Origin of the sequence: Streptomyces sp. Sge12 (genome assembly GCF_002080455.1) — a bacterium.
In the GTDB taxonomy this organism is placed as follows: Bacteria; Actinomycetota; Actinomycetes; order Streptomycetales; family Streptomycetaceae; genus Streptomyces.
This window is the reverse complement of sequence record NZ_CP020555.1, coordinates 6,974,504-6,999,989: the sequence shown is the minus strand read 5'-3', so window position 1 is coordinate 6,999,989 and position 25,486 is coordinate 6,974,504. Positions and strand designations below refer to the sequence as shown.

The 25,486-nt window shown below is 74.5% G+C and carries 15 protein-coding genes; all 15 read right to left on the bottom strand.

What is annotated here, in order from left to right; translation table 11 throughout:
- Positions 1-42: 42 nt before the first annotated feature.
- Positions 43-1,194: an acyl-CoA dehydrogenase family protein gene (locus B6R96_RS31285; protein WP_081524308.1), complete on the bottom strand. Its 1,152-nt coding sequence runs from the start codon at positions 1,192-1,194 to the stop codon at positions 43-45.
- On the bottom strand, positions 1,191-2,381 hold the full coding sequence (locus B6R96_RS31280; protein ID WP_079404105.1) for an acyl-CoA dehydrogenase family protein: 1,191 nt from the start codon (positions 2,379-2,381) through the stop codon (positions 1,191-1,193). The genes B6R96_RS31285 and B6R96_RS31280 overlap by 4 nt, the downstream gene beginning before the upstream one ends.
- Before the next feature lie 10 nt (positions 2,382-2,391).
- A complete protein-coding gene (locus B6R96_RS31275) occupies positions 2,392-3,798 on the bottom strand; it encodes a condensation domain-containing protein (RefSeq protein ID WP_081524307.1) in 1,407 nt (468 codons plus the stop codon).
- Positions 3,798-7,154 (bottom strand): non-ribosomal peptide synthetase, encoded by a 3,357-nt coding sequence (locus tag B6R96_RS31270; protein ID WP_081524306.1) that lies wholly within the window; start codon positions 7,152-7,154, stop codon positions 3,798-3,800. The genes B6R96_RS31275 and B6R96_RS31270 overlap by 1 nt, the downstream gene beginning before the upstream one ends.
- The gene (locus B6R96_RS31265) at positions 7,147-11,289 is read right to left on the bottom strand and encodes a non-ribosomal peptide synthetase (protein ID WP_159396390.1); all 4,143 of its coding nucleotides are present in this window, start codon (positions 11,287-11,289) and stop codon (positions 7,147-7,149) included. The genes B6R96_RS31270 and B6R96_RS31265 overlap by 8 nt, the downstream gene beginning before the upstream one ends.
- A gap of 222 nt (positions 11,290-11,511) precedes the next feature.
- Positions 11,512-12,786 carry an MFS transporter gene (locus B6R96_RS31260; RefSeq protein ID WP_051778896.1) on the bottom strand — a complete coding sequence of 425 codons (1,275 nt, stop codon included), beginning with the start codon at positions 12,784-12,786 and terminating at the stop codon, positions 11,512-11,514.
- 89 nt (positions 12,787-12,875) lie between these two features.
- Positions 12,876-13,937 carry a winged helix DNA-binding domain-containing protein gene (locus B6R96_RS31255; RefSeq protein WP_081524304.1) on the bottom strand — a complete coding sequence of 354 codons (1,062 nt, stop codon included), beginning with the start codon at positions 13,935-13,937 and terminating at the stop codon, positions 12,876-12,878.
- A 12-nt stretch (positions 13,938-13,949) separates the two neighbouring features.
- Complete coding sequence (locus B6R96_RS31250; protein ID WP_081524303.1) at positions 13,950-14,609, bottom strand: 4'-phosphopantetheinyl transferase family protein; 660 nt, start codon at positions 14,607-14,609, stop codon at positions 13,950-13,952.
- On the bottom strand, positions 14,609-18,547 hold the full coding sequence (locus tag B6R96_RS31245; protein ID WP_081524302.1) for a non-ribosomal peptide synthetase: 3,939 nt from the start codon (positions 18,545-18,547) through the stop codon (positions 14,609-14,611). Before B6R96_RS31245 ends, B6R96_RS31250 begins: the two co-directional genes overlap by 1 nt.
- A 15-nt stretch (positions 18,548-18,562) precedes the next feature.
- Positions 18,563-19,777 (bottom strand): cytochrome P450, encoded by a 1,215-nt coding sequence (locus B6R96_RS31240; RefSeq protein ID WP_081524301.1) that lies wholly within the window; start codon positions 19,775-19,777, stop codon positions 18,563-18,565.
- 1 nt (position 19,778) lies between these two features.
- Positions 19,779-19,991 (bottom strand): MbtH family protein, encoded by a 213-nt coding sequence (locus B6R96_RS31235; RefSeq protein ID WP_199815926.1) that lies wholly within the window; start codon positions 19,989-19,991, stop codon positions 19,779-19,781.
- Between the two features lie 64 nt (positions 19,992-20,055).
- Positions 20,056-20,844, bottom strand: coding sequence for a thioesterase II family protein (locus B6R96_RS31230; RefSeq protein ID WP_081524300.1), 789 nt, complete (start codon positions 20,842-20,844; stop codon positions 20,056-20,058).
- A 3-nt stretch (positions 20,845-20,847) separates the two neighbouring features.
- Positions 20,848-22,755, bottom strand: coding sequence for a non-ribosomal peptide synthetase (locus tag B6R96_RS31225; protein ID WP_081524299.1), 1,908 nt, complete (start codon positions 22,753-22,755; stop codon positions 20,848-20,850).
- Complete coding sequence (locus B6R96_RS31220; RefSeq protein ID WP_081525340.1) at positions 22,752-24,263, bottom strand: aldehyde dehydrogenase family protein; 1,512 nt, start codon at positions 24,261-24,263, stop codon at positions 22,752-22,754. Before B6R96_RS31220 ends, B6R96_RS31225 begins: the two co-directional genes overlap by 4 nt.
- A 128-nt stretch (positions 24,264-24,391) precedes the next feature.
- Positions 24,392-25,387 carry an AfsR/SARP family transcriptional regulator gene (locus B6R96_RS31215; protein WP_081524298.1) on the bottom strand — a complete coding sequence of 332 codons (996 nt, stop codon included), beginning with the start codon at positions 25,385-25,387 and terminating at the stop codon, positions 24,392-24,394.
- Between the last annotated feature and the right edge of the window lie 99 nt (positions 25,388-25,486).

The following is a 25,486-nucleotide window of genomic DNA, read 5'->3' as shown; positions in this document are numbered from 1 at the left end:
GGCCCCCGCGGTGCGGGGGCCCCTTCCTTCGTGCGGCGCCGGTCAGGGCGTGTGCGCCGCGGTGTCCCACAGGTGGGCCGGACGCCCGCAGCGCATGGCTTCCCAGGCCGCGCGCCGGTAGCAGCCCGCCACCAGGCCGTCCCGGACCAGGCCCGAGGCGCCGTGCAGGTGGACGGCGTCACGTGTCACGTCGAGCGTGGTCTCCGCCGTGAGGGCGATCAGCCCGGCGGCCTCCCCCACGGTGAGCCGGTCCTCGTCCAGGTCCCGGGCTGCGTCGCCCACGGCCCAGCGCACGGCGTCGAGGCGGGCCAGCAGGCCGGCCACGCGCAGCCGGGGGCCCTGGTGCTTGACCAGGGCCTGGCCGAACTGCTGCCGGCCGCGGATCCGGGAGACGACCGCGGTCAGGGCGGCCGCGGTGATCCCGGCCAGCAGCGAGGCCTGGTGGACGGCGGCGCGCAGACCCACCCGGGCGAGGGCCTGTTCGGCGGCGAGGCCGCGCAGCAGCACCGCCTCGGCCGGCAGTCGCACCTCGTCGAAGACGGCACTGGCGACGGCTCCGCCGCCGTGGTCGCGCAGCGGGCGTACCTCCACTCCCCCGGTGGGCAGGCCCACGAGCGCCACGCACGGGCCGTCGGGACCGCCGGCGAGGACGAGCAGGGCGCCGGGCCCGACGCCGGCGGCGAAGGGGCCGCCCACGCCGGTGAGGACGACGGCGCCGGTGTCCCCGTCCGGCTTCCACGTGATCCCGGGCGGTACGGTGCCGCGCGGATCGGGCAGCCGGCCCGGCACGGCGATCTCCAGTTCCCCGGTCCGCACCCGGTCCAGGAGGCTGTCGGTGGCCCCGGGGGCGAGGGGGCCGAGGCCGGCGACCAGGTCCAGGGCGAGGAGGGTGTCGGTCAGCGGGACGGGCTGCATCGCGTTGCCCGCCTCCTCGCAGACCATGGCGATGACGGCCTGGCCGAGGTCGAGGCCGTCCTGGCCGATGGGGAGGGCGAACTCCCAGGCGCCCACCTGGGTCAGCGCCTCCCAGGCCCCGGCGGGGGTGTCCCCGTCGACCTCCAGGCCCTGCCGGACGGTGAGCCGGAGCTGCCGGAAGAGCGAGTCCTCGTCCTCCCGTTCCCGCCACCGCTCGGGCACCGCCGGAGCGCCCCGGCCGCCGCCGGTGCCGTTCCCGCCTACCGCCTTTGTCGTCACGGCCGTACCTCCGCACCTGAGTCGAGACGCAGCCGGGCCAGCGTCTCCAGCATCATTTCGGCGGTGCCGCCCGATATCCGCATCCCCGGGGCTTCGCGCAACGCCGCGTCGAGTGGGTGTGCCACCCCGTCGACCTCGGGGTCGTCGAGGGTCATGCTGCGGTCGCCGTCGAGTTCCGCGGCCCACCAGGCCACCTCGGCGGCGAGTTCGGTGGTGTACCACTTCGCGGCGGCGGCCTCGTCCTCGTTGAGTTCGCCCCGGTCGAGGCGGGTGAGGACGCGGCGGACCAGCGTGCCGGCCGCGAGCAGCCGGGCGTTGAGCTTGGCCAGGCCGATCTGGTCGTGCTGGCCGGCCTCGAGCCGGTCGGTGTGGGCCTCCAGCCGTTCCACGGCCGCCCGGTACCAGCGCAGCGCCTTGACGTAGTAGTCGAGTCCGGTGCGCTCGAAGGCGAGGGTCTTGACGACGATCGCCCAGCCCTGGCCGGTCTCGCCGACCACGTCGTCGGCGGTGACGGCCACGCCGTCGAGGGTGACCTCGTGGAAGGCGTCGTCGCCCATGCCCGGGATCTGCCGGATGGTGACGCCCGGCTGGGCCAGGGGGACGAGGAACAGGCTGAACGCGTCGTCCTCGCCGCGGGCCAGGCACAGGCCGTAGTCGGCGAGCCGGGCGAAGAGCGAGTGGACCTTGGTGCCGTACAGCTTGTAGCCGCCCCGGCCGTCGGAAACGGCGCGGGTGGAGAGGATGTTGAGGTCGGAACCGGCCTGGGGTTCGCTGAACAGGACGCAGCCGAAGGCGGTGCCGGCCGCGAAGCCGGGCAGGTGGCGGGCCTTCATCGCCGGGCTCGCGACGTTGAGCAGGGTGGATCCGACGATCTGCACGGTGAGGGTGTGCAGCAGGTCGGGTACGTCGTGCATGGCCAGTTCCTCGACCAGTACGGCGGCCGCGACCTGGCTGATGCCGCGGCCCCCGTACTCCTCGGGCCACTGGGGCGCGAGGAGGCCCTGTTCGCCCAGGGCCCGGTGGATGGGGCGGGGGTCGCGGGTACGCCGGGCCTCGGCCACGGGAGCGGAGACCAGGATGTCGTGGATGTCCTCGCGCAGGGCCCGCATGGGGGTGCGGGGCACGTCGGCCCCGCTCCGTACGAGCCCGCAGTCCGCGGGCGCGCGGTAGAACTCGGTGGTGAGCACGGGCAACTCCCTAGGTGGTCAGCGGGGATGCGGGCGCGGCGGCGGCCCGGTCCAGCACGTCCTCGATTCCGGTGAGCAGCGCCCGCACGTCCTCGGGCGTGGCCGCGTGGCGGTTGTACTCGGCGGTGCCGCCGATCTCGCCGTCCCGTTCCACGAGGCCGATGCAGGCGAGGGCGGCAGCCGGGTCGGGGCTGTAGAGCTCGAGGTGCCGGGCGGGCGGCCCGGGCAGCTGGCCGACCGCGATCCCCGGCAGGTCCAGGGGGACCGCCGGGTAGTTGTGGAGGGCGAACAGGACGTTGTACGGCGGGGGTGTTCCCTCTCCGAACAGGACGTCGACGGGCAGGCGTTGGTGGGCCAGTGCGTCGGCTACGGCGGCCCGGGTGCGGTGCAGCAGCTCCCGGAAGGCGGGGTCTCCCGTCAGGTCGAGCCGGATCGGCACGACGGTGGTGAACTGTCCGACGGCGCCTTCGAGGGCTCCGGCGAAGCGGCCGGCCGCCGGGGTGCCGATCACCAGTGAGGTGCGGCCCTCCCGGCGGGCGAGTACGACGGCCAGCGCGGCGAGCAGCGTCATGAACGGGGTGGCTCCCTCGGCCGCGCCCAGTTCCAGCCCGGCGTCGACGGGCCCGCGGGCCAGCCGTACGGGCACATGACCGCGTTCGAACCCGCCGGGTGCCCGGGCCGCGGGCGGGTCGGCGGCGAACACGGCCCGGCGGCGGGCGAGTTCGGCGGAGCCGTCGGGTCCGGCGAGCCACCGGTGCTGCCAGTCGGCGTAGTCGGGGAACTGGAGTGCGGGCGGGGCCGAGGCGCCCGGACCCGCCGGGCCCTCTCGGTAGCCGGCGGCCAGGTCCGTGAGGAAGACCCCGGAGGACCAGCCGTCGAAGACCGCGAGGTGGGAGGCGAGGATCAGGACGTGCTCGTCGGGGGCGAGCCGCAGCAGCCGGAAGGCGCTGGTGCGGCCGCTCTCCAGGTCGAGGACGGTGGAGGCGCTCTCGTTGCTCTGCAGGGCCACGCGTTCGGCCGCGGCCTGCGGGGTGAATCCGGAGAGGTCGGCCCGGGTGAGCCGCAGAACCGGTTCCCCGTCCACGTGCAGCCGGGGTTGGCCGCTGGTGGAGACGCCGATCCGGGTGCGCAGGGCCTCGTGGCGGCGCAGCACCCCGGTGAGGGCCGCCACGAGCCGCTGCGGGTCGAGCGGGCCGGTCAGCCGCAGGGCGTGCGAGCCGGTGGCGACGGCCGGGTGGGTGCGCTCGCGGCGCCACAGCCGGGACTGGAGCGCGGTCGGGGGGACCGGCCCCGCGCCGGAGCGCGGGGCCGGGTGGGCGGGTACGGGCTGCCGGGCGGCCAGCATCAGCCGGGCGAGTTCGCGCTTCGCCTCGGGGAGCGCGGCGAGCGCCCCTTCGAACCCGGCCGGGTCTGCCATCAGGAACCGTCCGGCTGCTGGAGGGAGCCGAGGAGGGCGGCGGCCTCGTCGTCGCTCATGTTCTCGATCTGCTCGAAGACCGCGAGCAGCCGGTCCTGTTCGCCGGCGGCCTCGGCCTTGGCGGTGCGGACCAGTTCGGCGAGCCCGGAGACGGTCGGGCGGCCGAAGAAGTCGGCGAGGGCGATGTCGATGCCGAAGAGGGCGCGGACCCGGGAGACCACGATGGTGGCCTGCAGGGAGCTGCCGCCGAGGGCGAAGAAATCGCCCTCCACGTCCGGGTTCTGCCATTCCAGCAGCGGGGTGAGGATGTCCCGGCAGATCTGCTCCTCGATGGCGTCGCGGGGCGCGGTGCCGCCCTCGGCCGACAGCTCGGTGGGCTGGGGCAGTGCGGCGGTGTCGACCTTGCCGTGCGGGGTGAGGGGCAGTTCGTCCAGGACGACGACGACCGGCACCATGTAGCCGGGCAGCCGGCCGGCCGCGTACGCGCGCAGGCCCTCGGCGTCGGCGACCTCGGAGGCGTACGAGCCCACCTGCTCGACGGTGACGTAAGCGGTCAGCATGCGCTCGCCGCCCGCGGCGGGCTGGGCCACCACGACGGCCTGCTGCACCGACGGGTGGCCGGTGAGCACGGACTCGACCTCGCCGGGCTCGATGCGGTGGCCGCGCACCTTGAGCTGGCGGTCGGTGCGGCCGAGGAAGTCCAGGTTGCCTCCGGGCAGCCAGCGGACGAGGTCGCCGGTGCGGTAGAGGCGCTCGGTCTCGGGGCCGTCCGCGTAGGGGTTGTCGGCGAAGCGGTCGGCGGTGAGCTCGGGGCGGCCCAGGTAGCCGCGGGCCACGCCGGGTCCGGCGACGCAGAGTTCACCGGGGACGCCGGGCGGGACCGGGCGCAGCCGCTCGTCGAGGACGAAGGCCTGGTGGCCGGGCATGGGGCGGCCGATCGGCGGGTTGCGGTCGTAGCTGCCGGTGCAGTCCATCAGGGTGACGGCGACGGTGGCCTCGGTGGGGCCGTAGCCGTTGACGAACCGGCGCTCCCCCGCGGTCCATTCGGCGACGAGCCGGCCGGGGAAGGCCTCGCCGCCCACCGAGACGAGCCGCAGGTCGGGCAGGGCGGCCTGGTCGAGCAGGGGCAGCAGGGCGGGCGGGAGTTCCGCGACGGTGACCGCGTCCTCGCGCATCCGGGCCTGGAGCAGGGCCGGGTCGCGGCGCTCGTCGTCGGTGGCGATGACGAGCGAGCCGCCGGCGAGCAGGGTGGTGAAGATCTCGAAGACGGAGACGTCGAAGGTGAGGGGGGCGAACTGCAGGACGCGGTCCTCGGCCCGGATCTCGTAGGCCTTGGCGATGGTGCGGGAGAAGTGGGTGACCGAGCGGTGCTCGATCATGACCCCCTTGGGGGTTCCGCTGCTGCCGGAGGTGTAGAGCACGTAGGCCAGGTCGCCGGGGTGCGAGGTCGGCGCGAGGGAGGGGACCTCGCGGACGGGGGCCGCCGTTCCGGTGGTCACCAGCTCCAGCGGGACGGGCAGCTGTGCGGATTCGTCGACGAGGGCGTGCCGGACCTTGGCGTCGGCGAGGACCGTACGGGTCCGCTCGGCCGGGGCGGCCGGGTCGACCGGGATGTAGTGGCCGCCCGCCTTGAGCACGCCGAGGACTCCGGCGACGGCGGCGGGGCCGCGGGCCACGCACACGGCGACGGGATCGCCGTGCCGCACCCCGCGGTCGCGCAGCCGGTGGGCGATGGCTTCGGACCAGCGGTCGAGCGCCGCGTAGTCGAGGCGGGTGGAGCCGTGGCGGACGGCGACGGCGTCGGGGTGGATGGTGGCCCGCTCGCGGAACGCGCGGTCCAGGGTGGTGGTCCAGGCGGCCTCGTCGACGGGGCCGCCTCGGGACAGCTCGCGGGCGTGCCGGGAGGCGGCCGGCTCCTCGACCAGGCTGATGTCGCCGACCTGGAGGTCGGGGTTCTCGGCGACCTGCTCCAGCACCTGGCGGAAGGCGGCGAGCAGGGCGCCGGCGGTGCCGTGCCGGTAGAGGGAGGTGTTGTACTCGAGGGAGAGTTCCAGGCCGTCGTTCTCGCCGACGAGGAAGCTCATGTCGAACTTGGCGGCGCCGTCGTGCAGTTGGTCCATGGTGAACTCGACGTCCGCGGCCTGCGCCCGGTGGGTGCCCCAGCGGCCCAGCGAGGTGAACTCGATCTGGAAGAGCGGGTGCCGCAGCGGGTCGCGCACCGGGCGGACGGCCTCGACCACCTGCTCGAAGGGCAGCTCGCTGTTGGTGAAGGAGTCCATGACGGAGGCCGCGGTGCGGGTGACCAGCTCGCGGAAGGTGAGCCGGTCGGTGACCTCGGTCCGCAGCGTGATCATCTGGACGAAGCAGCCGATGACCTGCTCCAGGTCGGGGTGCGGCCGGGAGGCGCTGGCGGTGCCGACGACGACGTCCTCGGTACGGGTCCAGTGCCGCAGCAGCGCGTTGAACGCGGCGAGCAGGGTGGTGAAGACGGTGGTGTTGTTGGCGTCGGCGAGCTCGGTGAGCCGGTCCAGCAGCTTCTGGTCCAGGGTCAGTTTCAGACCGCGCCCGTCGCCCCGGGTCTCCGGGCCGCGCGGGTGGTCGGGCAGCACCTCGGTGGCCACGGCGCCGGCCAGGATCTGGCGCCACTTGCCCGCCAGGGCCCGGCCGTGCTCGTCGTTCTCCAGCTTGGCGCGCTGCCAGGCCGCGAAGTCGGCGTACTCGACGGCGAGCCGGGGGGACTCCGGGCGCTTGCCCGCGGCGGCCGCCGCGTAGCTGGCGGTCAGCTCCTCGGTGAAGATCCGGGTCGAGCCCGGGTCCCAGGCGATGTGGTGGACGACCCAGAGCAGGACGTGCCGGTCCGCGGCGAGCCGTACCAGGTGGGCGCGGACGGGCGGGGCGGCGGCCAGGTCGAAGGGGGCGGCGGCGCAGGTGGCGGTGAGCTCGGCGAGTTCGCGGTCGGCGTCCTCGCTGCCGGACAGGTCGGTGCTCTGGACGCCGAGCACGAAGGAGGGGACGGGCTCCTGCCAGGGGACTCCGTCGATCTCGACGAGTTTGCTGTGCAGCACCTGGTGGCGGGCGACGACGGCGTTCAGCGCCTCGTGCAGGGCGGCCCGGTCGAGGGGGCCGCCCAGGCCTATCGCCAGGGCTATGTTGTTGCGGGCCTTGCCGGCGCCGAGCTTGTCGACGAACCACATCTGCTCCTGCTGGAAGGAGGAGCGGGAGCGCGGTCCGTGGTCGGCGCGCTTCAGTTCGATGCGGCGGCCCACGCCGGCCGTCATCTGGTTGCGCATGCGTCCCAGCAGCCGGGAGCGCTGCCCCTGGGGCAGCCGGCCGAGCCGTTCGGCGAGATCAGACATGGGTTCCTCCGTTGCGGTGCAGGTCGGCGAGGAGAGCGGCGAGCCGGTCGGGCAGGTGCTTGGCGAAGTAGTGGCGGCCACCGGGGAGCACGGCGAGCCGCACGTCGGCCGCGTACCGGCCCCAGGCGCGGTAGCCGTCCTCGTAGCCCTCGGTCGCGTCGTCGGCGTCGCCGATGATGCAGGTGAGGGGGGTGGTCAGGGGCAGGTCGTAGCCGTCCGGGGTGCGGGCGAAGAAGCGGGCCGCCTCGGTCATGTCGTGGCGGACCATCCGCAGGACCGCGGTGAGGTCGCTGTCGTCGAGGACGCCGTCGAAGCCGTCCATGGTGGTGAGGTACGCGACGAGGTCGTCGTCGCCGGAGACCCGTTCCATCTCCAGGGCGTACTCGGGGTCCTCCTCCGGGAGGGCCGCGGCGAGGTCCAGGGCGATCGGGCGCTGCCCCAGCCGTTCCAGTACGCGAGTGGTCTCCAGGGCGGTGACGACTCCGGCGCAGTGGCCGTAGACCGCGTACGGTCCCCGCACGGTGCGGGCGATCTCCTCGGCGGCGCGTTCCGCGAACTCGGGCACCGGCAGCATCGGGCCGGGGCGCAGCGGGTCGTGGCCGGGCGGGGAAACGGCCAGGAGCTCGATGTGCGGCGGGAGCTGGGCCGCGAGCGGCTGGTAGGCGATGGCGTCGCCGCCGCCGTGCGGGAAGCAGACGAGGGTCAACGCGGTGGTGCCGGCAGGGCGTTCGGGAGTGAGCCGGTGCAGCAGCCGGTGGTGCTGCGCTCCCCCGCCCGCTCCCGTTCCGGGTCCCGCGAGTTCCGCGGCCCTGGCGGCGAGCCCGGCCGGGGTCGGGTTGCTGAAGAGGTCGACGACGCGCAGGGCGGCGGCTCCGCCGTCCGGCAGGGCGGTGGCGACGGCCCGGACGGCGCGCACGGCGGCGAAGGAGTCCCCGCCGAGGGCGAAGAAGTCGTCGTCGGGCGCGACGTGCGCAGCTCCGAGCACCTCGGCCCAGACGGCGGCGATCCGCAGGGCGACGGGGTCCCCGTCGGCGGGCGCGGCGGTGGTCCGGCCCTCGGGAGCGTATGCGGGGGCGGAAGCGGCCGCGGGTGCAGCGGCGGGGGCAGCGGGGCGCGGGTCGGGCAGGGCGCCCCGGTCCACCTTGCCGTTGGGGCTCAGCGGCAGCCGCTCCAGCAGGACCAGTTCGGCGGGGACGCAGTGCGGCGGCAGGACGGTGGCGAGCGCGGTGCGCAGCGCCGCGGGGTCGAGGCCGGCGCCCTCCTCGGGCACCACGTAGCCGACGAGCCGGTCGGAGCCGGCGGTGCGGCGCGCGGCGACGACAGCCTCGCGGACCCCGGGGCGCTCGCGCAGGGCGCTCTCGACCTCGCCCGGCTCGATGCGCAGTCCGTTGAGCTTGATGCGGAAGTCGGTGCGGCCGAGGAGTTCGATGGTGCCGTCGGCGCCGTAGCGGGCCAGGTCTCCGGTGCGGTAGAGCCGTTCGGTGCGACCGGGCTCCAGTTCGACGCGGACGAACTTCTCCTCGGTCAGTTCGGGCCGGCCCAGGTAGCCGCGGGCCAGTCCGACGCCGCCGAGGTGGAGTTCACCGGGGACGCCGACGGGGACGAGGCGGTCGTTCGGGTCGAGGATGTAGGTGAGCTGGTTGGCCATGGGCCGCCCGTAGGGGAGCTTCGTCCACTGCGGATCGACCCGGCCGACGGGGAACTCCACCGAGTGGATGGAGGCTTCCGTCGCCCCGCCGAGCGCGACGAAGGACAGGCCGGGCGCGAAGGCGCGGATCCGGTCGGGCTGGGTGACGGGGATCCAGTCGCCGCCGAGGAACGCGGTGCGCAGCTTCGGCAGCCGGGGCCCGCCGGCGTGTTCGAGCTGGTCGGTGAGGAGCCCCAGGAGCGCCGGGGCCGAGTTCCACACGGTGACGCCGTGCCGGTGCACCAGGTCGGCCCAGTGGGCCGGGTCCTTGGCGGCGGCCGGGTCGGGCAGGACGAGCGTGCCGCCCGCGGCCAGGATGCCGAGGGTTTCGTAGACGCTCATGTCGAAGCTGGGCGAGGACAGGGCGAGGACCGAGTCGCCGGGCCCGATGCCGTACGAGCGGTTGAGGTCGAGGATGTTGTTGACCACACCGCGGTGTTCCAGGGCGATGCCCTTGGGCGTGCCGGTGGAGCCCGAGGTGAAGATGACGTAGGCCAGGTCCCGGGAGGTGACGGGGACGGCCGGCCGGGTCGCGGGCAGCTCGGCGAGCGCGGCCCGGTCGGTGTCCAGGAGCACCTGCTCGGTGCCGGCGGGGACGGGCAGCCGGCCGATCAGCTCCGCGTCGGAGACGACGATGGGCGGTGCGGAGTCCCGCAGCAGCAGCGCCAGGCGCTCGGCCGGGTAGTCCGGGTCGAGGGGGACGTAGGCCCCGCCGGCCTTGAGGACGGCGAGGATCGCGGTGACCAGTGCGGGACCCCGGCGCAGGCACAGGGCCACGGTCCGGTCGGGGCCGGCGCCGGCCAGGGCGAGCCGGTGCGCGAGCCGGTTGGCGCGCTCCTCCAGCTCCCGGTAGGTGATGTTCCAGCCGCCGAGGCCGCCGAGGATCACGGCGGGCGCGTCGGGCCGCCGGTCGGCGTGCTGCTCGAACAGCTGGTGCAGGCAGGCGTCCTGGGGGAAGGGGGCGCGGGTGGCGTTCCAGTCGTCCAGGGCGGCCCGGCGCTCGCCCTCGGTGAGCAGCGGCAGGGCGGACAGCGGGGCGTCCGGGCGGTCGACGGCCCCTTCCAGGGTGGTGAGGAAGTGGCCGAGGAGCCGGTCCACGGTCGCGGCGTCGAACAGGGCGGTGGGGTATTCGACGAGGGCGCGGACGGCGGTGCCGGTGTCGTGCACGCTGATCATCAGGTCGTACTTGGTGGCGTGCGAGGAGAAGTCGATGGGCTCGGTGGCGACGCCCGCGAGGCCCGGCGCGGCGTCCGGGGTCTCGTCGAGGAGGAACATCACGGAGGTGAGCGGCGGCCGGCTGGGGTCGCGGGGCAGTCCGAGGGCGTCGACGATCAGGTCGAAGGGCAGTTCCTGGTGCGCGTACGCCTGGAGCGTGGTGTGGCGGGTGGCGCGGACCAGTTCGGCGAAGCCGGGGTCGCCACCGGTTCTGATGCGCAGCGGCAGGGTGTTGACGAAGAAGCCGATGAGGTCGCCGAAGGCCGGGTGGTCGCGGCCGGAGACCGAGGTGCCGACGACGATGTCCTCCTGGCCGGTCCAGCGGCGCAGGGTGGCGGCGAAGCCGGCCAGCATCGTCATGTAGAGGGTGGCGCCCTCGGACTTGCCGAACTCCCGCAGCCGGGCGATGAGCCGGGGCGGGAGGTCGATGTAGCGGGAGGCGCCCGCGTGGCCGAAGACGGGGGGTCTGGGCCGGTCGGTGGGCAGGTCCACGGGGGTGGCGCCGGCCAGTTCCTCCCGCCAGAAGGAGGTGAGGCTCTCCAGCCGGTCCCCGCTGACGCGGCGGCGCTGCCAGGTGGCGAAGTCGGCGTACTGGAGGGCGAGCGGGGGCGCCGTCTCGGCGGGTGCCCCGGTACGGGCGGCGTAGGCGCGCTCCAGTTCGGTGTAGAGGACGCGCATGGACCAGCCGTCGGTGACGATGTGGTGCAGGTTGAGGACGAGGACGTGGTCCTCGGGGCCGATCCGGCCGAGCCGGGCCCGCAGCGGGACGGCGCCGGCCAGGTCGAAGGGGGCGCCCGCGTCGGCGTCGTAGAACGGCCGGGCCGCCGCCTCGTCGGGGAGTTCGGTCAGCGGCAGGGGCAGCCGGTAGCCGTCCACGACGCGGGGCACGGCCTCGGTGGCGCCCTCGTGGTAGGTGTAGACGGTCCGCAGCACCTCGTGGCGGTCCACGATGTCCTGGAGTGCCGCGTGCAGGGCGGGGACGTCGAGCGGGCCGCGGATGCGGGTGGCCACGGGCACGTTGTAGGCGGGGCTGCCGGGCTGCAACTGGTCGATGAACCAGAGCCGGCGCTGTGCGAAGGAGAGCACGGGCGGGTCGGCGGGATCACGGGGTGCCGGCTCGGGGTCCTCCCGTACGGCGGCGCGTCCGCCGCCCCGGCCGCCCGTCAGGGCCTGGAACAGTGCCCGGCGGGACTTCGGCAGTGCGGCTATGCGTTCGGCGAGGGACTCGCTCACCTTGAGCCTCCGTGCGTCTTCGGGAGTCGGGAGTCGGGAGAGGAATACGGCGAGGTGGCGCCGCGGGTGCGCGGCGCTGGGCGTTCGGGCGGGTACGGGAGCACGTGCGGGTACGGCTGTGCCCCCTGGTGCGGGTGCGGGGGTACGGGGTGGGGCGCGGGGCGCGGTGCGGAGTGGGTGCCGTTCGGCAGGCACCCACTCCCGCTCCCCCTGGTGTGCCGGTCAGGCGGTGATCCTGGCCTCGTCCGCGGCCGGGGCCTCCTCGCCGGCGCTGTCGCCGACGGGCATTTCCTTGATCTTGGACACCGGGCCGCCCAGCAGGGTCAGGCCGCCGACGATGGTGACGGCGCCGGCCACCGCGAGGCCGCCGGTCAGACCGATCCCCTCGCCGAGCGCGCCGCCGGCGAAGTAGCCGAGGGACAGGGCGCCGTAGACCGCGGAGAGCGCGGTGCCGCTGACGCGGCCCATCTGCTCGTTCGGGGTGACCCCCTGGACGAGGCTGAGGACGTGGATGTCGAACATCGGCGAGACGAAGCCGATGACGGCCTGGACCACGATCAGTCCGACGAAGCCGCCGACCGCGCCGCCCGTCGGGACCAGGATGTAGCCGGCGCCGAGGACGACGGCGGTGATCACCAGGAGGCGGCCCACGGAGAGGCTCTTGGAGACCACCTCGGAGAGCACGGCGCCGACGATGACGAAGACCGACATGACGGCGAAGGCGATGCCGACCTGGCCGGGGCTGAGGTCCAGCACCTTGTAGGCGTAGACGATCAGGAGCGCGTCACCCATCGCGGCACCGAGGTTGACCACGACGTTGGCGGTGAACAGGCCGCGCAGGACCGGGTTGCCGAAGAGGGTCTTCATGCCCTCCTTCATCTCCGCCTTGGCGGAGGCCTTCCGCTCCTCGGTCCGCTCGCGCACGTCCCGGTGGCGGATGACGAGGAGGGCGAGCAGCGAGATGAGGAAGGTGAACGCGTCGGCGGTGATCGCGCGGGCGGCGCCGAGGACCTGGATGAGCGCGCCACCGGCGCCGGCTCCGACCGCTTCCGCGACGCTTCGGCTGATCTGGAGTTTCGTATTGCCTTCGATGAGGTTCTCGGTGCCGATGAGCTGGGGCAGCCAGGACTGGTAGGAGACCTCGAAGAAGGTGGTGAGGACACCGGTGAGGGCGGCCACGATGTAGACGTGGGTCATGCTGACGGAATCGAGGGCGAACGCCAGCGGAATCGTGCCGAGGGCCAGGAAGCGGCCCAGGTCGGCGACGATCATGACGGTGCGCCGCGAGACCCGGTCGGCCACGAGCCCCGCGAACGGGGCGAGCAGCAGGAACGGGAGGAAGCGCAGCGCGCCGAGCACGCCGACCTCCAAGGCTCCGCCGTCCAGCACCACGACCGCGAGGGTCGGCAGTGCGAGAAGGGAGATCTTGTCGCCGAAGTTGCTGACGGTCTGCCCGAACCACAGGCGATTGAAATCGGAATGCCGACCGAGTGCCATGTCGACGCCCTTTTCTGATTGGGTACGGAATTGTCGGACGGCACTCAAGCTAGGGACCCGGAGTTAGGGTCCGGTTATGAATTCCGGGACTATAGACCGCTTGTAGACAGGCGATGAGTTCCGCTGGAGAACCGTGCGATGTCGGCGCTCTCGCGGGCGATTCCGGCGGCCACGGCCGGGCTGTGGGGCTCCGTCCCGGGGAAGGGTTCGACGGTCACCGGCGCCCCGCGGCGGCCGCCCGACCAGGTGCCGACGGCCAGGCCGTCGACCAGCACGGTGGCCCGGATCTGCCCGCCGCCGGGCCACACCCGCCGTTCGTGCTCGGCGGGCACGGACAGGTCCCGGCTGCGGTAGCCGACCAGGTAGTTGTCGTAGGCAGGCAGCAGGCGTACGTCGGGTTCCCCCGGGGTGGGCGCCGGCTCGGGCCCGGTGTCCCGTACGGCGGCCCACGCGTTCTTGCCCGTGGTGGCCTTGAGGCCCGACCAGTGGACGAAGTCCAGGGCGTCGGAGGGTCCGTACGCGGCGCGGTAGCGGCGCGCGAGTTCGCGTTCGGCGGCGGCTCCGGTGAAGGGCAGCGGGCCGCTGGCGGGCAGCCAGTCGTCGAGGAGGACGAAGGTGGCCTCGCCGCCCTGCTGCGGTCCGTGGCAGATGCGGCCGGCCAGCGCGGTTCGGCGGATCAGGTGGAAGGCGGCCTGCCCCTTCGGTTCCACCCCGAGGGTGGTGAGCAGGTCGGTGAGCCGGGCGCGCGTCAACGGCCCCTCGCCGTCGATCGCTTCGGTGATGAGCCGCTCGGAGCGGGTGCACAGGGACTCGTCGAGGCCGAGTTCGCGCAGCCGCCGGGCGGCGAGGGCGAGGTAGACCGGGCCGAAGAGGGCGAGCAGCCAGCGGGCGTCGGCGGCCGGCACCAGTTGGAGGGTGCCGCGCATGAACCAGCCGCGCACGGCGCTGCGTTCGGTGTCGGTGGCCCGGCGCACCGCGTCCTGGGTCAGCCCGCGCGCCCGCGCCCGCAGGCCGAGCTCCGCCGCGGGCAGGTCCTGGGCCTGCACGGCCAGCACCCGGTCGAGGACGGCGGCGACCGTATCCTCCCGGACCTCGCCCCCGATCGCCTGTGCGCGCGCCCTGAGCAGCCGGTCGGTCGTACGTCGTTCCACGGGTCCAGTCTTTCAGCCGAGCAGCCGCAGCCGCATCTCCACGCGGGCCGCCACGCATCCGACGGCCCGCTCACCGCCCCAGTCCAGCAGCCGCCAGCCGCGCCAGCGGGGCGGCTGCTGCCCGTACACGGGAATGTCGAGGCCGGCCGCCGCGTCGAGCGCGGCCGCCCCGACCTTGACCAGGGACTCCTTTCGTACCCACTGGCGCAGGAAGGCGCGCTGCGGGTCCTCGTCCGCCCGTACGGCGACCAGTTCCTCCTCGCTGCAGACGGCCTCGGCCACCCGCCGGTCCAGCGGGTGGCCGTCGAGCGTCTCCACGTCCACACCGACGACTCCGGGGGCCGCGGCGGCCGCGACCCAGCCGCGGGTGTGGGCGAGGCTGATGCCGGTAGCGGGTGCCTCGACGAGCCGCGGCCTGCCGTGCGGCCGGTCGCAGCTCCCGCAGCTCTGAACGACGGTGAGGCCCTGCGCCGGGCGGCCGAGGAGCCGCCCGGCGCAGAGCCGGACCAGTGCGTGCGCGGCCAGGAAGTCGTCCCGGTCGCCGGCCGACCGGAGGGCGCCGGCCCGGTCCAGTTCGGTACGGGTCAGCAGCTCCCGTACGTCCCCGGCCGCGGCCAGCACCACTGCGGTCGGCCCGGCCAGCGCGAGACCGGCCGGTGCGGCAGCGGCCATCAGCGCCTGCGGCGCAGTACCGCGTAGTAGCCGGGCAGCCGCAGGGCGTCCGCGTCCGACTGGGGGTCGATCGCGTGCAGTTCTATCGCCTCGTCCTCCACGACCTCCCAGGCGTCCGCGCCGAACGCCTCGGCCAGTTCGGGGCGGGTGAAGCGGTGCGAGTGCCGGACCCCGGCCGCCTCCAGCGGGCCGACCAGGTCCTCGGCGCGGCCGCGCTTGCCGCCGACGAAGCCGAGGTAGCCGAAGGAGTTGCTGGAGTAGTCGGGCTCGTGGACGATCAGGGTGCCCTCGCTGCCCAGCAGCCGGTCGGCGACGGCGGCGAGCCGGGACCGGGCCTCGCCGTCCAGGACGTGGAAGACACCGCGGACGAAGATGTTGTACGGCCCCTCCCCCAGGACGGCGGCCTGCTCGGCGTCGGTCATGTCGATCGCGAGGTAGTCGACGTTCGCGACGCCCTCGGCCTCGCGCCTGGCGTGCTCGATGGCGCTGGCCGAGACGTCGACGCCGATGACCGAGGGGTAGTGCGGGGCGAGTTCGCGGCTGTAGCGGCCGTTTCCGCAGCCCAGGTCGATGACCGGCAGGCCGCTGCGGAAGTGGCGCTGCGCCTGGCCCAGCAGCCAGTGGAACTCCTCGCCGCTGTCGGCGTCCCAGATGACGTCGCCGCCGCGTCCCGTGCGCCGGATCCCCGCCCAGTACCGCTCCCAGGCGTCGCCGGTGTCGCGTTCCTCCGCCGTGCCGGGGGCGGCGCTCTCGTCGCCGGGCGGCGGGGAGTGGCGCTCCCAGACCTCGTCCTCGCCGAGGGCCTCCAGCAGCCCGGTGAACTCCTCGAACATGGCGTCGATGAGGCCGTCGGGGTAGACGGCGGGCAGGAAGTCCCAGTTGAAGGTGAGGCCGTCGGGCTTCTCGAAGACCTGGAAGTCGAGGGAGACCTGCGGGGTCTGGGAGATGCCGTAGACGGGTGCGCCCAGTTCGGTCTCCTCGTACTGCGGCGGGTGGCCGGCCAGGCTGGTCATCACCACGGGCATGGCCGGGGCGAGGGAGCCGCGCAGCTTGGTCAGCTCGCGCAGCACCTGGACGCCGCTGAAGTAGCGGTGCTCCAGGTCGGCCCAGAGCCGGCGCTGGACGGCCTGGGCCCGTCCGGCGAAGGTGTGGTCGGTCTGCTCGACGGCGAGCAGCAGGGTGGTCGTGGTGTCCGCGAGCAGGGCGTTGACCTGCGGGTGCAGCGGAAGGCGGTTGAAGAGCGGGAAGTTGATGGTGAACCGGGCCTGTCCGGCGGCCCGGCCGAGGACCTCGGCGTAGGCGGCGGCCAGTACCCCGGACGGGGTGACCTCGCGGGCGTGCGCCCGCTCCTGGATACGGGTCCACAGCTCCGGGGCGACCACGTGGCTGCGGCGCTCGAAGCGGACCGGCAGCTCGGGGGCGTCGGCCGGGCGCTCGGGCAGCCCGGGGGCGGGCGGGAGGGTGGCGAGGCGGTCGCGCCAGTACCACTCGGAGCGGCGGTAGAGCTCGCTGTCGCGCAGCGAGTTCCCGACGGCCAGGACGTAGTCGCGGAAGGTCAGCTCCAGCGGGGCGAGTTCCGCCCCGGGTTCCACGTAGTAGGTGACCAGGTCCGGGATGAGGACCTGGAAGTAGCTCCAGGCGTCGGCGACGAGGAAGTCCAGGCAGAGGTGGATCCGGGCGCGGCCGCCCCCGAGGAGGCTGATCCGTACGTCGAACAGCGGCCAGCTGTCGCCGTCGAGGACCTGGTGGGACAGCCGCTCGCGCAGGGCGGCCAGTTCGGCCCCGCGGCTCTCCTCGTCGAGGGCGCCGAAGTCGATGACGGGGATCGTGTAGGCCGGGATCTCCTCGAACACCTGCTGCGTGCCGTCGGGCAGCACCCGGGTGCGCAGCGCGTCGTGGCGTTCGACGAGCCGGCGCCAGGCGCCCTCGAAGCGGGCGACGTCGAGCTGCTCGCTCTCCCACTCGAAGTAGCCGTGGCAGCCGACGTTGCCCAGTTCTACGAGCCCGCCGCGGCCGATCCACAGCGCCTGCTGGCTCTCGGTGAGCGGGAAGGGCTCGAACCGGGCGGCGGGGTCGGGGACGATCGCGGGGAGTCCGCCGAAGGAGTGGCGGCCGCCGGTGCGTTCGGTGGTGACGAGGGTGGCGAGCTCGGCGACCGTGGGGCAGGTGGAGAGGTCGGAGAGGCTGAGCTCGACGCTGTAGCGGCGGCGGATCTCGTCGATCAGCTGGAAGGCGAGCAGCGAATGCCCGCCCAGTTCGAAGAAGTTGTCGTGGATGCCGACGCCTTCGGTGCGGAACACCTCGGCCCACAGCCGGCCGATGCCGTCCTCGACCTCGTTGCGGGGGGCCTCGTAGCCGGCGCCGACCGCGTCGCGTCCTTCCGGGGGCTCGGGCAGGCTGCGCCGGTCGACCTTGCCGTTGGGCAGCCGCGGGAGCACGGGCAGCACGACGACGGTGGCGGGGACCATGTAGTAGGGCAGGGTGCGGGCCACGTCGGCGCGGACCGCGGCCGGGTCCGGTTCGGCCGCGCCGGCCGGGGACACGTAGGCGATGAGCCGCTTGTCGCCCGGGCCGCGCTCCTGGGTGACGACGACGGCCTCGCCGATGTCGGCGAGCCGTGCGATGTGCGTCTCGACCTCGCCGAGCTCCACGCGGAAGCCGCGGATCTTCACCTGGGAGTCGGAGCGGCCGAGGAGTTCCACGGCGCCGTCCTCGCGGCGGCGGGCGAGGTCGCCGGTGTCGTAGAGCACCGGGTGCGGGTCGTCGGCGACGAAGTTGGGGTGGAACTTCGCGGCGGTGAGCTCGGGGCGGCCGTGGTAGCCGGCGGCGACGCCGGCGCCGGAGACGTGCAGGCGGCCGACCTCGCCCTCGGGCACCGGGCGGCCGTCCTCGTCCAGGAGGTGGACGCGGAGGTTGGCGATGGGCACGCCGACCGGGACCTGGCGGGTGGTGCGGACCTCGTCGGAGGTGGCCTGGCTGGTGAAGTCGATGCCGGCGCCGAGGTCGAGGCAGGACAGCACGTTGGTGGTCTCGGTGGTGCCGTAGGTCATCACGACGCGGAACGGGGTGTCGACGGGCGGCCAGCTGTGCACGCGCTCGGCCGTGGTCACCAGGATCCGCAGCGCGGTGTCCGCCGGCCAGTCCAGGCCCCACGCGGGCTCCGCCAGGGCGGCCACCAGCATGGTGTGGGTGATGCCCTCGCCGGCCAGCCAGTCGCGGATCTGCTCGGGGGTCTGTGCCTGTCCGGCCTCGGGGATGTGGATCGCCGCGCCGGCGGGCAGGTAGGCGAGCCACTCCATGATCTGGACGGCGAAGCCGGGGGTGGACATCCAGGAGGCGCGGTCGCCGGGGCGTACCCCGTAGGCACGGGTGGTCCAGTGCACGAGGTTGGTGAGCGCGCCGTGCCGCTCCAGTACGGCCTTGGGGGTGCCGGTGGAGCCGGAGGTGTAGATGAGGTGGCTGACGGTGTCGGGTCCGGTGACGACCGCGGGCGCGGTGTCCGGCTGCCCCTGCCCGGCGGTGGCGACCTCGGCCCGGGGGACGTCCTCGGGTATCCGGCGGCCGAGGTCGGCGGGGGTGAGGACCAGCAGCGGGGCGGCGTCGGCGATCATCGCCGCGAGCCGGTCGTCGGGGTTGACCGGGTCGAGGGCGACGATCGCGGCGCCGGTCTTGAGGATGGCGAGGGAGCCGATGACGTATTCGGCGCTGCGCGGGTAGCAGAGGCCGACGCGGGTGCCGGCGACGGCTCCGCGGGCGATCAGGGCGTGCGCCAGCCGGTTGGTGGCGGCCTCCAGTTCGGCGTAGGTCCAGCTGCGGTCGCCCTGCGCGAGGGCGGTGGCCCGGGGGGTACGGGCGGCCTGTTCGGCGAGGAGCTGCGGATACCCGGTGGCGGGGAACGCGGCGTCCGAACGGTTGAAGTCGACGAGTGCGGTGGTCACAGTGCGGGCCCTTTCTTACTTCGCGAAGGCTCGGCTGCGCAGCAGCCGCACGGGGAGACTGTTGATCCCCCAGGTGAAGTTGGAGGAGTTGAAGGTGACGGGTCCGGCGAGTTCGAAGCCGTCGAGCACGCCGAGCATCTCGGTGAGCAGGGCGCCGAGTTCGAAGCGGGCCAGCCGCGCGCCGAGGCACAGGTGGCGGCCGTGCCCGAAGGCGACGTGCCGGTTGGGGCGGCGGTCGACCCGGAAGGAGTGCGGGTCGGCGAAGACGTCCTCGTCGCGGTTGGCCGAGACGTTCCACAGCGTCACCCGGGCGCCCTTCGCCACCGGGATCCCGTTGATCTCGGTGTCGCGGACGGCGGTGCGCAGGGCGTGCACCCCGGGGGTGGTCCAGCGCAGGATCTCCTCGACCGCCGGGGCGATGCCGCTCTCGCCGAGGCCGCGCAGCAGCCGCCACTGGTCGGGGTGTTCGGCGAACATGTGGACCGCGCCGGCCGCCGAGTAGCGGGTGGTCTCGTTGGCCCCGGAGAGCACCCCGTTGAGGTTGAAGACGATCTCGTGGTCGCTGAGGGGCCGTTCGACGCCGTCGCCCTCGTCCACGAGGGTGTCGTGGGCGATCTGGCTGACCAGGTCGTCGCCGGGGCGGGCCCGGCGCTCGGCGAGCAGCTCGATGAAGTAGAGGAAGATCTCCGAGTGCGCGTTGGTGCGCACCTCGTCGTCCGGGGAGTCGAAGGCGTCGGTGGTCAGGGCCCCGATCCAGGCCCAGTCGGCGCGCGGGATGCCCATCATGGCGCAGACGACCCGGTTGGGGAGCTGCTTGGCGAGGTCGATGAAGTCCAGTTCGTCGCGTTCGGCGGCCTCGGCCACCAGCTCGCCGACCACCTTCTCGACCATCGCCTCCAGCCGCGGCATCTGCGCCGGTCCGAAGGCCTGGTGCAGGGCCCGCTTGAGGCGGGTGTGGTGGGGCACGTCGGAGACGATGAGCATGCGCTGGGCGACGGCGGCGACGGCCGCCGGGTCGCTGCCCAGCCGCATCCCGCGGGCCGAGCTGAAGGTGTCGCTGTCGGCGTACACCTTCATGATGTCGCGGTGCCGGCTCAGCACCCAGAAGCCGCCGTCGTCGCTGCCGGGCTCGGGATGCCAGTGGACGGGCGAGTGGGCGCGCAGCCAGGTGAAGGTCGGCCAGAAGTCGTTGCGGCCGAAGGGGCCCGGGTCGAGCAGGTCGATCTCCATCTCAGGCTCCTCGCAGGCTCAGCGGGCGGGTGTCGGGCCACTGGGCGTCCACGAAGCCCGCGCACTCGTCCTCGGTGCCGTCGAACCCGGCCGGCGTCCAGCCGTCGGGGGTCTCGCGTGTGGCGGGGTACAGCGCGTACTGCCCCTCGTGGTTCACGAGAACCTGGTGGGTGGTGGGCACGGTGTCCTCCGGACTCGGGCGGGTGTGGGCGATCGGACGGGCGGCGGGGCGGACGGGCGGCGGGGCTGCGGCTGCGGCTGCGGGCTGCGGGCTGGGGTCAGGCGCCGGTCGCGGTGGGGGCGGGGGCGGGGGCGGTTCCGGGCGATTCGGGGGAACCGGCGCCCGCGCCCCGCAGCAGGGCAGTCAGCTGGTCCAGTACGGGTTGCGGGCGGCGCAGTACGGCGTGGTGGCCGCCCGTGGTGGTGTGCCGGGTGAAGGCGGCGGTGGTGACCGCGGCCCAGCCGTCCAGGTCCTGCGAGCTGACGGTCTCGTCGCCGTCGGCCCCCCAGGCGTGGACGGGCACGCCGAGGCGTACGCCCGGCTTGTGGACGTAGCTCAGGGACAGTTGGGCGTCCTTGCGGAGCATCGCGACCATCAGGGCCCGGGTGTCCTCGTCGAGGAGCCGGGGGTCGAGGTCGGCCGTGTCGAAGAGCTTGTCCAGCTCCTCCCCGTCGTCGACGATGCCGCGGCCGGCGCCGTCCCAGTGACCGGGGGCCCGGCAGCCGCTGACCACCAGGGCGCTCGGGGCGACCCGGCGGGAGACCTCGTAGCCGAGCAGGCCGCCGAAGCTGTGGCCGAAGACGATCAGCGGCCGGCCGGCGGCGGTGATGTCCCGCAGTTCCGCGGCGATGGCCTCGACGGCCTCGTCGAAGGTCTCCGGCATGGACTCCCGCCAGCGGTTCTCCCGGCCCGGCAGCTGTACGCCGCACACCTGGGCGGTACCCGCCAGCACGGGCTGCCAGGAGCGGAACTGCTGGCAGCCGGCCCCGGCGGGCGGCAGGCAGAGCAGGACGGGCAGGGCCCGGTCCGCGGGGTCGTTGCTCCAGGTGGAGATCCAGGCGCCCATGGCTCAGGCCCCTTCGGCGGTGTCTTCGGCCGGGTCCGCGGCGGCGGAGGCCTCCCGTTCGGCGGCGAGCCGGTCGAGTTCGGCGGCGACGTGCGCGGCGGTCGGCTCGGCCAGCAGCGCGCCGAGGCCGACGCGCAGTCCGGTGACGCGGCGCAGTTCCGACACGGCGCGGGCGGCGGCCAGGGAGTGGCCGCCCAGGTCGAAGAAGTCCGCGTCGGGTCCGGGGATCTCGGTGGCGAGCACGTCGGCCCAGACGGCCATCACGATGCGCTCGCTGGTGGTCGGAGCGGCGCCCGGGGCCACCGCCTGCGGGGCGGGGGCGGCTTCGGGCGCCGCCAGGGCCGTGGCCAGCGCCTCGCGGTCGGCCTTGCCGGTGCTCAGGGTCGGGATCCGGTCGAGCACCCGGACCGTACCGGGCACGGCGGCGGCGGGCAGCTGCTTGCGGCAGCGTTCCACGACCAGGTCTGCGAGGCCCGCCGGGTCGGCGCCGGGAGCGGCGACGACGGCGAGGCCGAGGGTCTGGGCGGAGGCGAGCGGGCAGCAGGCCGCGGCGACGACCTCGGGAAGTTCGGCGGCGATCCGCTCCACCTCGCCCAGTTCGATGCGGTGGCCGCGGATCTTCACCTGGTCGTCGCGGCGGCCCCGGTACTCCAGTTCGCCGCTCGGGCGGCGCACGACCACGTCTCCGGTGCGGTACATGCGCGTGCCGCCGCCCTGGAACGGATCGGGCAGGAAGCGGCTCGCGGTCAGTCCGGGACGGCCCCGGTAGCCGCGGGCGACGGCGGGGCCGCCGAGGTAGAGCTCGCCCTCGGTGCCGGCGGGCACCGGGCGCAGCTCCTCGTCCAGCACGTAGGCCCGGTAGCCGGGCAGCGGTCGTCCGATGGTGGTCACGTCGTCCCCTCGTCGGCTGTCGGCCCAGGTCGCGGCGATGCTCACCTCGGTCGGCCCGTAGACGTTGAGCAGCCGGCGGCCACGGGCGAACCGTTCGGCCAGTGCGGCCGGGCAGGCCTCCCCGGCGACCACGACCACCTCGGCGGTGTCGATGCCGCCTCCGTGGGCCGCGAGCAGCGACGGGGTGAGGGACACGGTGCGCAGGCCGGCGGGCAGGGGCTCGCGGCCCTCGGCGGCGGCCCGGCGCAGCCCGTCCAGGGAGAGGTCGGTCAGGGCCACGCCCTGCCCGTGCGTCAGGTAGAGCAGGGTGCACCAGAGCCAGCCGTCGAAGGCGGGCGAGACCGCGTTGAGGCCGAGGCCGCCGGGCGGCAGGCCGAGGGTGGCGAGGGCATCGACGAAGGTGTCCAGGCCCCGGTAGGTGACCTCGACCCCCTTGGGGCGGCCGGTGGTTCCGGAGGTGTAGATGAGGTACGCGCAGCTGTCGGGGGCCGGTACGGACACCGCGAGCGCGCCGGGGGCGCTGCGGCGGATGTCGGCGGGGGCCAGCAGGGTGGTCCCGCCGGTCTCCAGCCCGGTGGGAGCCTCGGGGGCGACCAGGACGGCGGCCCCGGCATCGCGCAGGACGCGGCCGAGGCGCTCGACGGGGTGCGCGGGGTCCAGGGGGACGGCGGTCGCGCCGAGGCTCCAGACGGCGAGCAGGGCGGGCACGCTCTCCCGGGACCGGCCGAGGAGCAGTCCGACGGAGGTCTCGGGGCCGGCTCCGGCTGCGGCGAGCGCGGTGGCGTACCGGGCGGTGCGGGCGGTGAGCGCCGCGTGGGTGAGGGTGCCGTCGAAGGCCTTGACGGCGGTCTCGTTCGGCTGTTCGCGGGTCCACCGTTCCAGGCGTGCGAACAGGGGTGGGAGCGTGCCGTCCGCCGCTCCGGCGGGGGCGGGTTCCGCCCGGGCCGCGCGGGGCGGTGCGTCGTCTGCCGGTACGCGCGGGGCGGTGGCCCCGGCGGACTCGGCGTGCCGGTCGGTCATCCGTCGTTCCTCTCGGTGTCCGCGGGGCGGGCGGCCGCGGTGGCCCGCAGCCGCGGGCCGACCACCTGGCCCCCCGCGCCCTGCGGGAGCTGCATCGACTTGGTCTCCAGGAAGGCCTCCAGTCCGGCAGCGCCGCACTCGCGCCCGATCCCGGACTGCTTGAACCCGCCGAACGGGGCGGCCGGGTTGAACTGGCCGCCGTTCACGTCCACCAGGCCGGAACGGAAGCGCCGGGCGGCCCGCTCGGCGCGGGCGCCGTCGGCGGACCAGACGGCTCCGTGCAGCCCGTAGCGGGTTCCGTTGACGATCCGGACCGCCTGGTCCTCGTCGTCGTAGGGGATGACGGAGAGCACCGGCCCGAAGATCTCCTCCTGGCCGATGGTGCTGAGCGGGTCCACGTCGGCGAAGATCGTCGGCTGCACGTAGTAGCCGGTGTCCAGGCCGGCGGGCCGGTCGGGGCCGCCGCGGACCAGGCGGCCGGCGCCCTCGCCGATGCCGCGCCGGACGTAGTCGCTGACGCGGGCGTGTGCGGCGGCGGACACCAGCGGGCCGAGGTCGGTGGCGGGGTCGCGCGGGTCTCCGGTCACGTACCCGGCCATGGCCTCGTCGGCGAGGCGTACGGCCTCGTCCTGCCGGTCGCGGGGCACCAGCAGCCGGCTCCACTGGAGGCAGGTCTGGCCGGTGTTGAAGAGCATCTGGTCGACGGTGGCGGCCACGGCGGCGGCGAGGTCGGCGTCGTCCAGGACGAGGCTGGCGTTCTTCCCGCCGAGTTCGAGGTGGATGCGCTTGACGGTGTCGGCGCCGAGGGCGGAGACCTCGCGGCCGGCCCGGGTGGAACCGGTCAGGGAGACCACGTCGACCAGCGGGTGGGTGACGAGCGCGGTGCCGACGGCGGCGCCGGTGCCGACCACCATGTTGAAGACGCCGGGCGGCAGATCGGCCTCGGCGATCGCCTCGGCGAGCAGCCGGGCGTGCAGCGGGGTGATTTCGCTCGGCTTGTGCACGACGGTGCAGCCGGCCGCGAGCGCGGGGAGGATCTTCTGCACGGTGAGCAGCAGGGGGGTGTTCCACGGGGTGATGCACGCGGCCACTCCGGCGGCCTCGCGCACGACGAGCGAATGGCCGACGCGCTCCTCGAAGGCGTAGGAGGCGGCGGTCTCGACGCAGTGCGCCGCCATGCCGAGGGAGAGCCCGACGTGGGTCTGGCGGGCCATCCGGGCGGGCGCGCCGACCTCGGCCGTGATGGTCTCTGCGAAGCGGTCGGCCCGGACCTCCATGGCCTCGACGACCCGGCGCAGCAGTGCGGTGCGCTCGCGCAGCGGGGTGGCGGCCCAGCGCGGGAACGCGGCCGCTGCGGCGCGCGCGGCGAGGTCGGCGTCCCGGGCGGTGCCCGCGGGCACGGTGGCGAGGGCGCGCTCGGTGGCGGGGTCGGTGACGACCAGGCGGCCGTCGGCGTCGGAGGCGACCCAGGCGCCGCCGATCCACTGGTCGGTGTGGCGGGGCGGCAGGGCCGCCGCGCCGGGCTCGGCCCCGGTCGGTCTGGAGTCCTGCGGCTGGGTCGGCACGGTCAGCACGGTCACGGTGGGGTCCTCACTCGGTCACGGGATCACGGGCTCGCTGAACAACTGGGTCGGTGTCACGCGGTCGCCTGGTCGGCCGCGCGGGCCAGGGAGGCCCCGGCCCGGTTGTCGGGCCTGGCCCGCCGTACGGGGCGGGCCAGGACGGTCGTACGGGCTTCCGGGCTCCAGGCGGGGGTCCCGGCCCGGCGGGCCGGGGGCCGCAGGGCCCGGACGACGGCGGGCGGGGCGCCGGACGCGGTAGGGGCGTTCGGGGCGGCGGCGCGTGCGGCGGCCGGGACCAGGGTGGCCAGCAGCCGCCGGGTCTCCGGTTCGGGCGCCACGGCCAGCTCGTCGCGCATCCGGCGGGCGCACAGCTCGTACCAGCGGCGGACGCAGGCGAGTTCACCGCGTCGGCCGTGTGCGGCCATCAGCGCGCGGTAGGTCTCCTCGTGGTGGCGGTCGATCTCCAGCGTGCGCCTGCAGACCTCGATGAGCTCGACGAAGTCCTCGCGGGCCTCGGCGTCGGCGCGCAGCACGCCGAGGGCGCGCAGGGCGAGCGCCCTGAGGTATTCGCGCTGTTCGACGACCCAGTCGGCGCTCTCGCCGCGCAGGAACTCGCCGCCGTAGAGGGCGAGCGCCGCCCGCAGCCGGGTGCGGGCGAGCGGGGCGTCGCCGGCCGCGGAGGCCCGCAGCCCGGTGTGCACCAGTTCCTGGAACCGGTCGAGGTCGGACCAGAGCCCGGTGATGTGCAGGACGTAGCCGAAGTCGCGGTAGACCAGCCGGATCCCGGAGTCGCCGGGGCGGTCGGGGTGGGCGTCGAGCACCCGGCGCAGTGCGTGGGCGGCGACCTTGAGGGAGCTGCCCGCGGCGGCGTCGGCGCCGGGCCACAGGGAGGCGTAGAGCCGGTCGCGGGTGAGCATCTGGCCGCGGTGGACCACGAGGTACTGGAACAGGCCACGGGCCTTGCCAGCTCGCCAGCGTTCGACGGGGGTGCCGTTGACGGTCAGCTCGAAGTCGCCCAGGAAGCGGACTCGTACCGCCGGCCCCGCTGTCCCGTTCGCTGCGGTGGTCATCGCGTCCTCCCGGTGGTTTTCAGCCTGCCGCTCTGCCTGCGAGGAGTGTGTCCGGGGGGTCTACGACGGCCCTACAACGGCCGGATCGCATCGGTGTAG

Coding starts and splice junctions, on each gene's coding strand:
- B6R96_RS31275 (WP_081524307.1), bottom strand. CDS start 3,798: ATGGCAGACCCGGCCGGGTTCGAAGGGGCGCTCGCCGCGCTCCCCGAG.
- B6R96_RS31270 (WP_081524306.1), bottom strand. CDS start 7,154: ATGTCTGATCTCGCCGAACGGCTCGGCCGGCTGCCCCAGGGGCAGCGC.
- B6R96_RS31260 (WP_051778896.1), bottom strand. CDS start 12,786: ATGGCACTCGGTCGGCATTCCGATTTCAATCGCCTGTGGTTCGGGCAG.
- B6R96_RS31250 (WP_081524303.1), bottom strand. CDS start 14,609: ATGGCCGCTGCCGCACCGGCCGGTCTCGCGCTGGCCGGGCCGACCGCA.
- B6R96_RS31240 (WP_081524301.1), bottom strand. CDS start 19,777: ATGGAGATCGACCTGCTCGACCCGGGCCCCTTCGGCCGCAACGACTTC.
- B6R96_RS31230 (WP_081524300.1), bottom strand. CDS start 20,844: ATGGGCGCCTGGATCTCCACCTGGAGCAACGACCCCGCGGACCGGGCC.
- B6R96_RS31225 (WP_081524299.1), bottom strand. CDS start 22,755: ATGACCGACCGGCACGCCGAGTCCGCCGGGGCCACCGCCCCGCGCGTA.
- B6R96_RS31215 (WP_081524298.1), bottom strand. CDS start 25,387: ATGACCACCGCAGCGAACGGGACAGCGGGGCCGGCGGTACGAGTCCGC.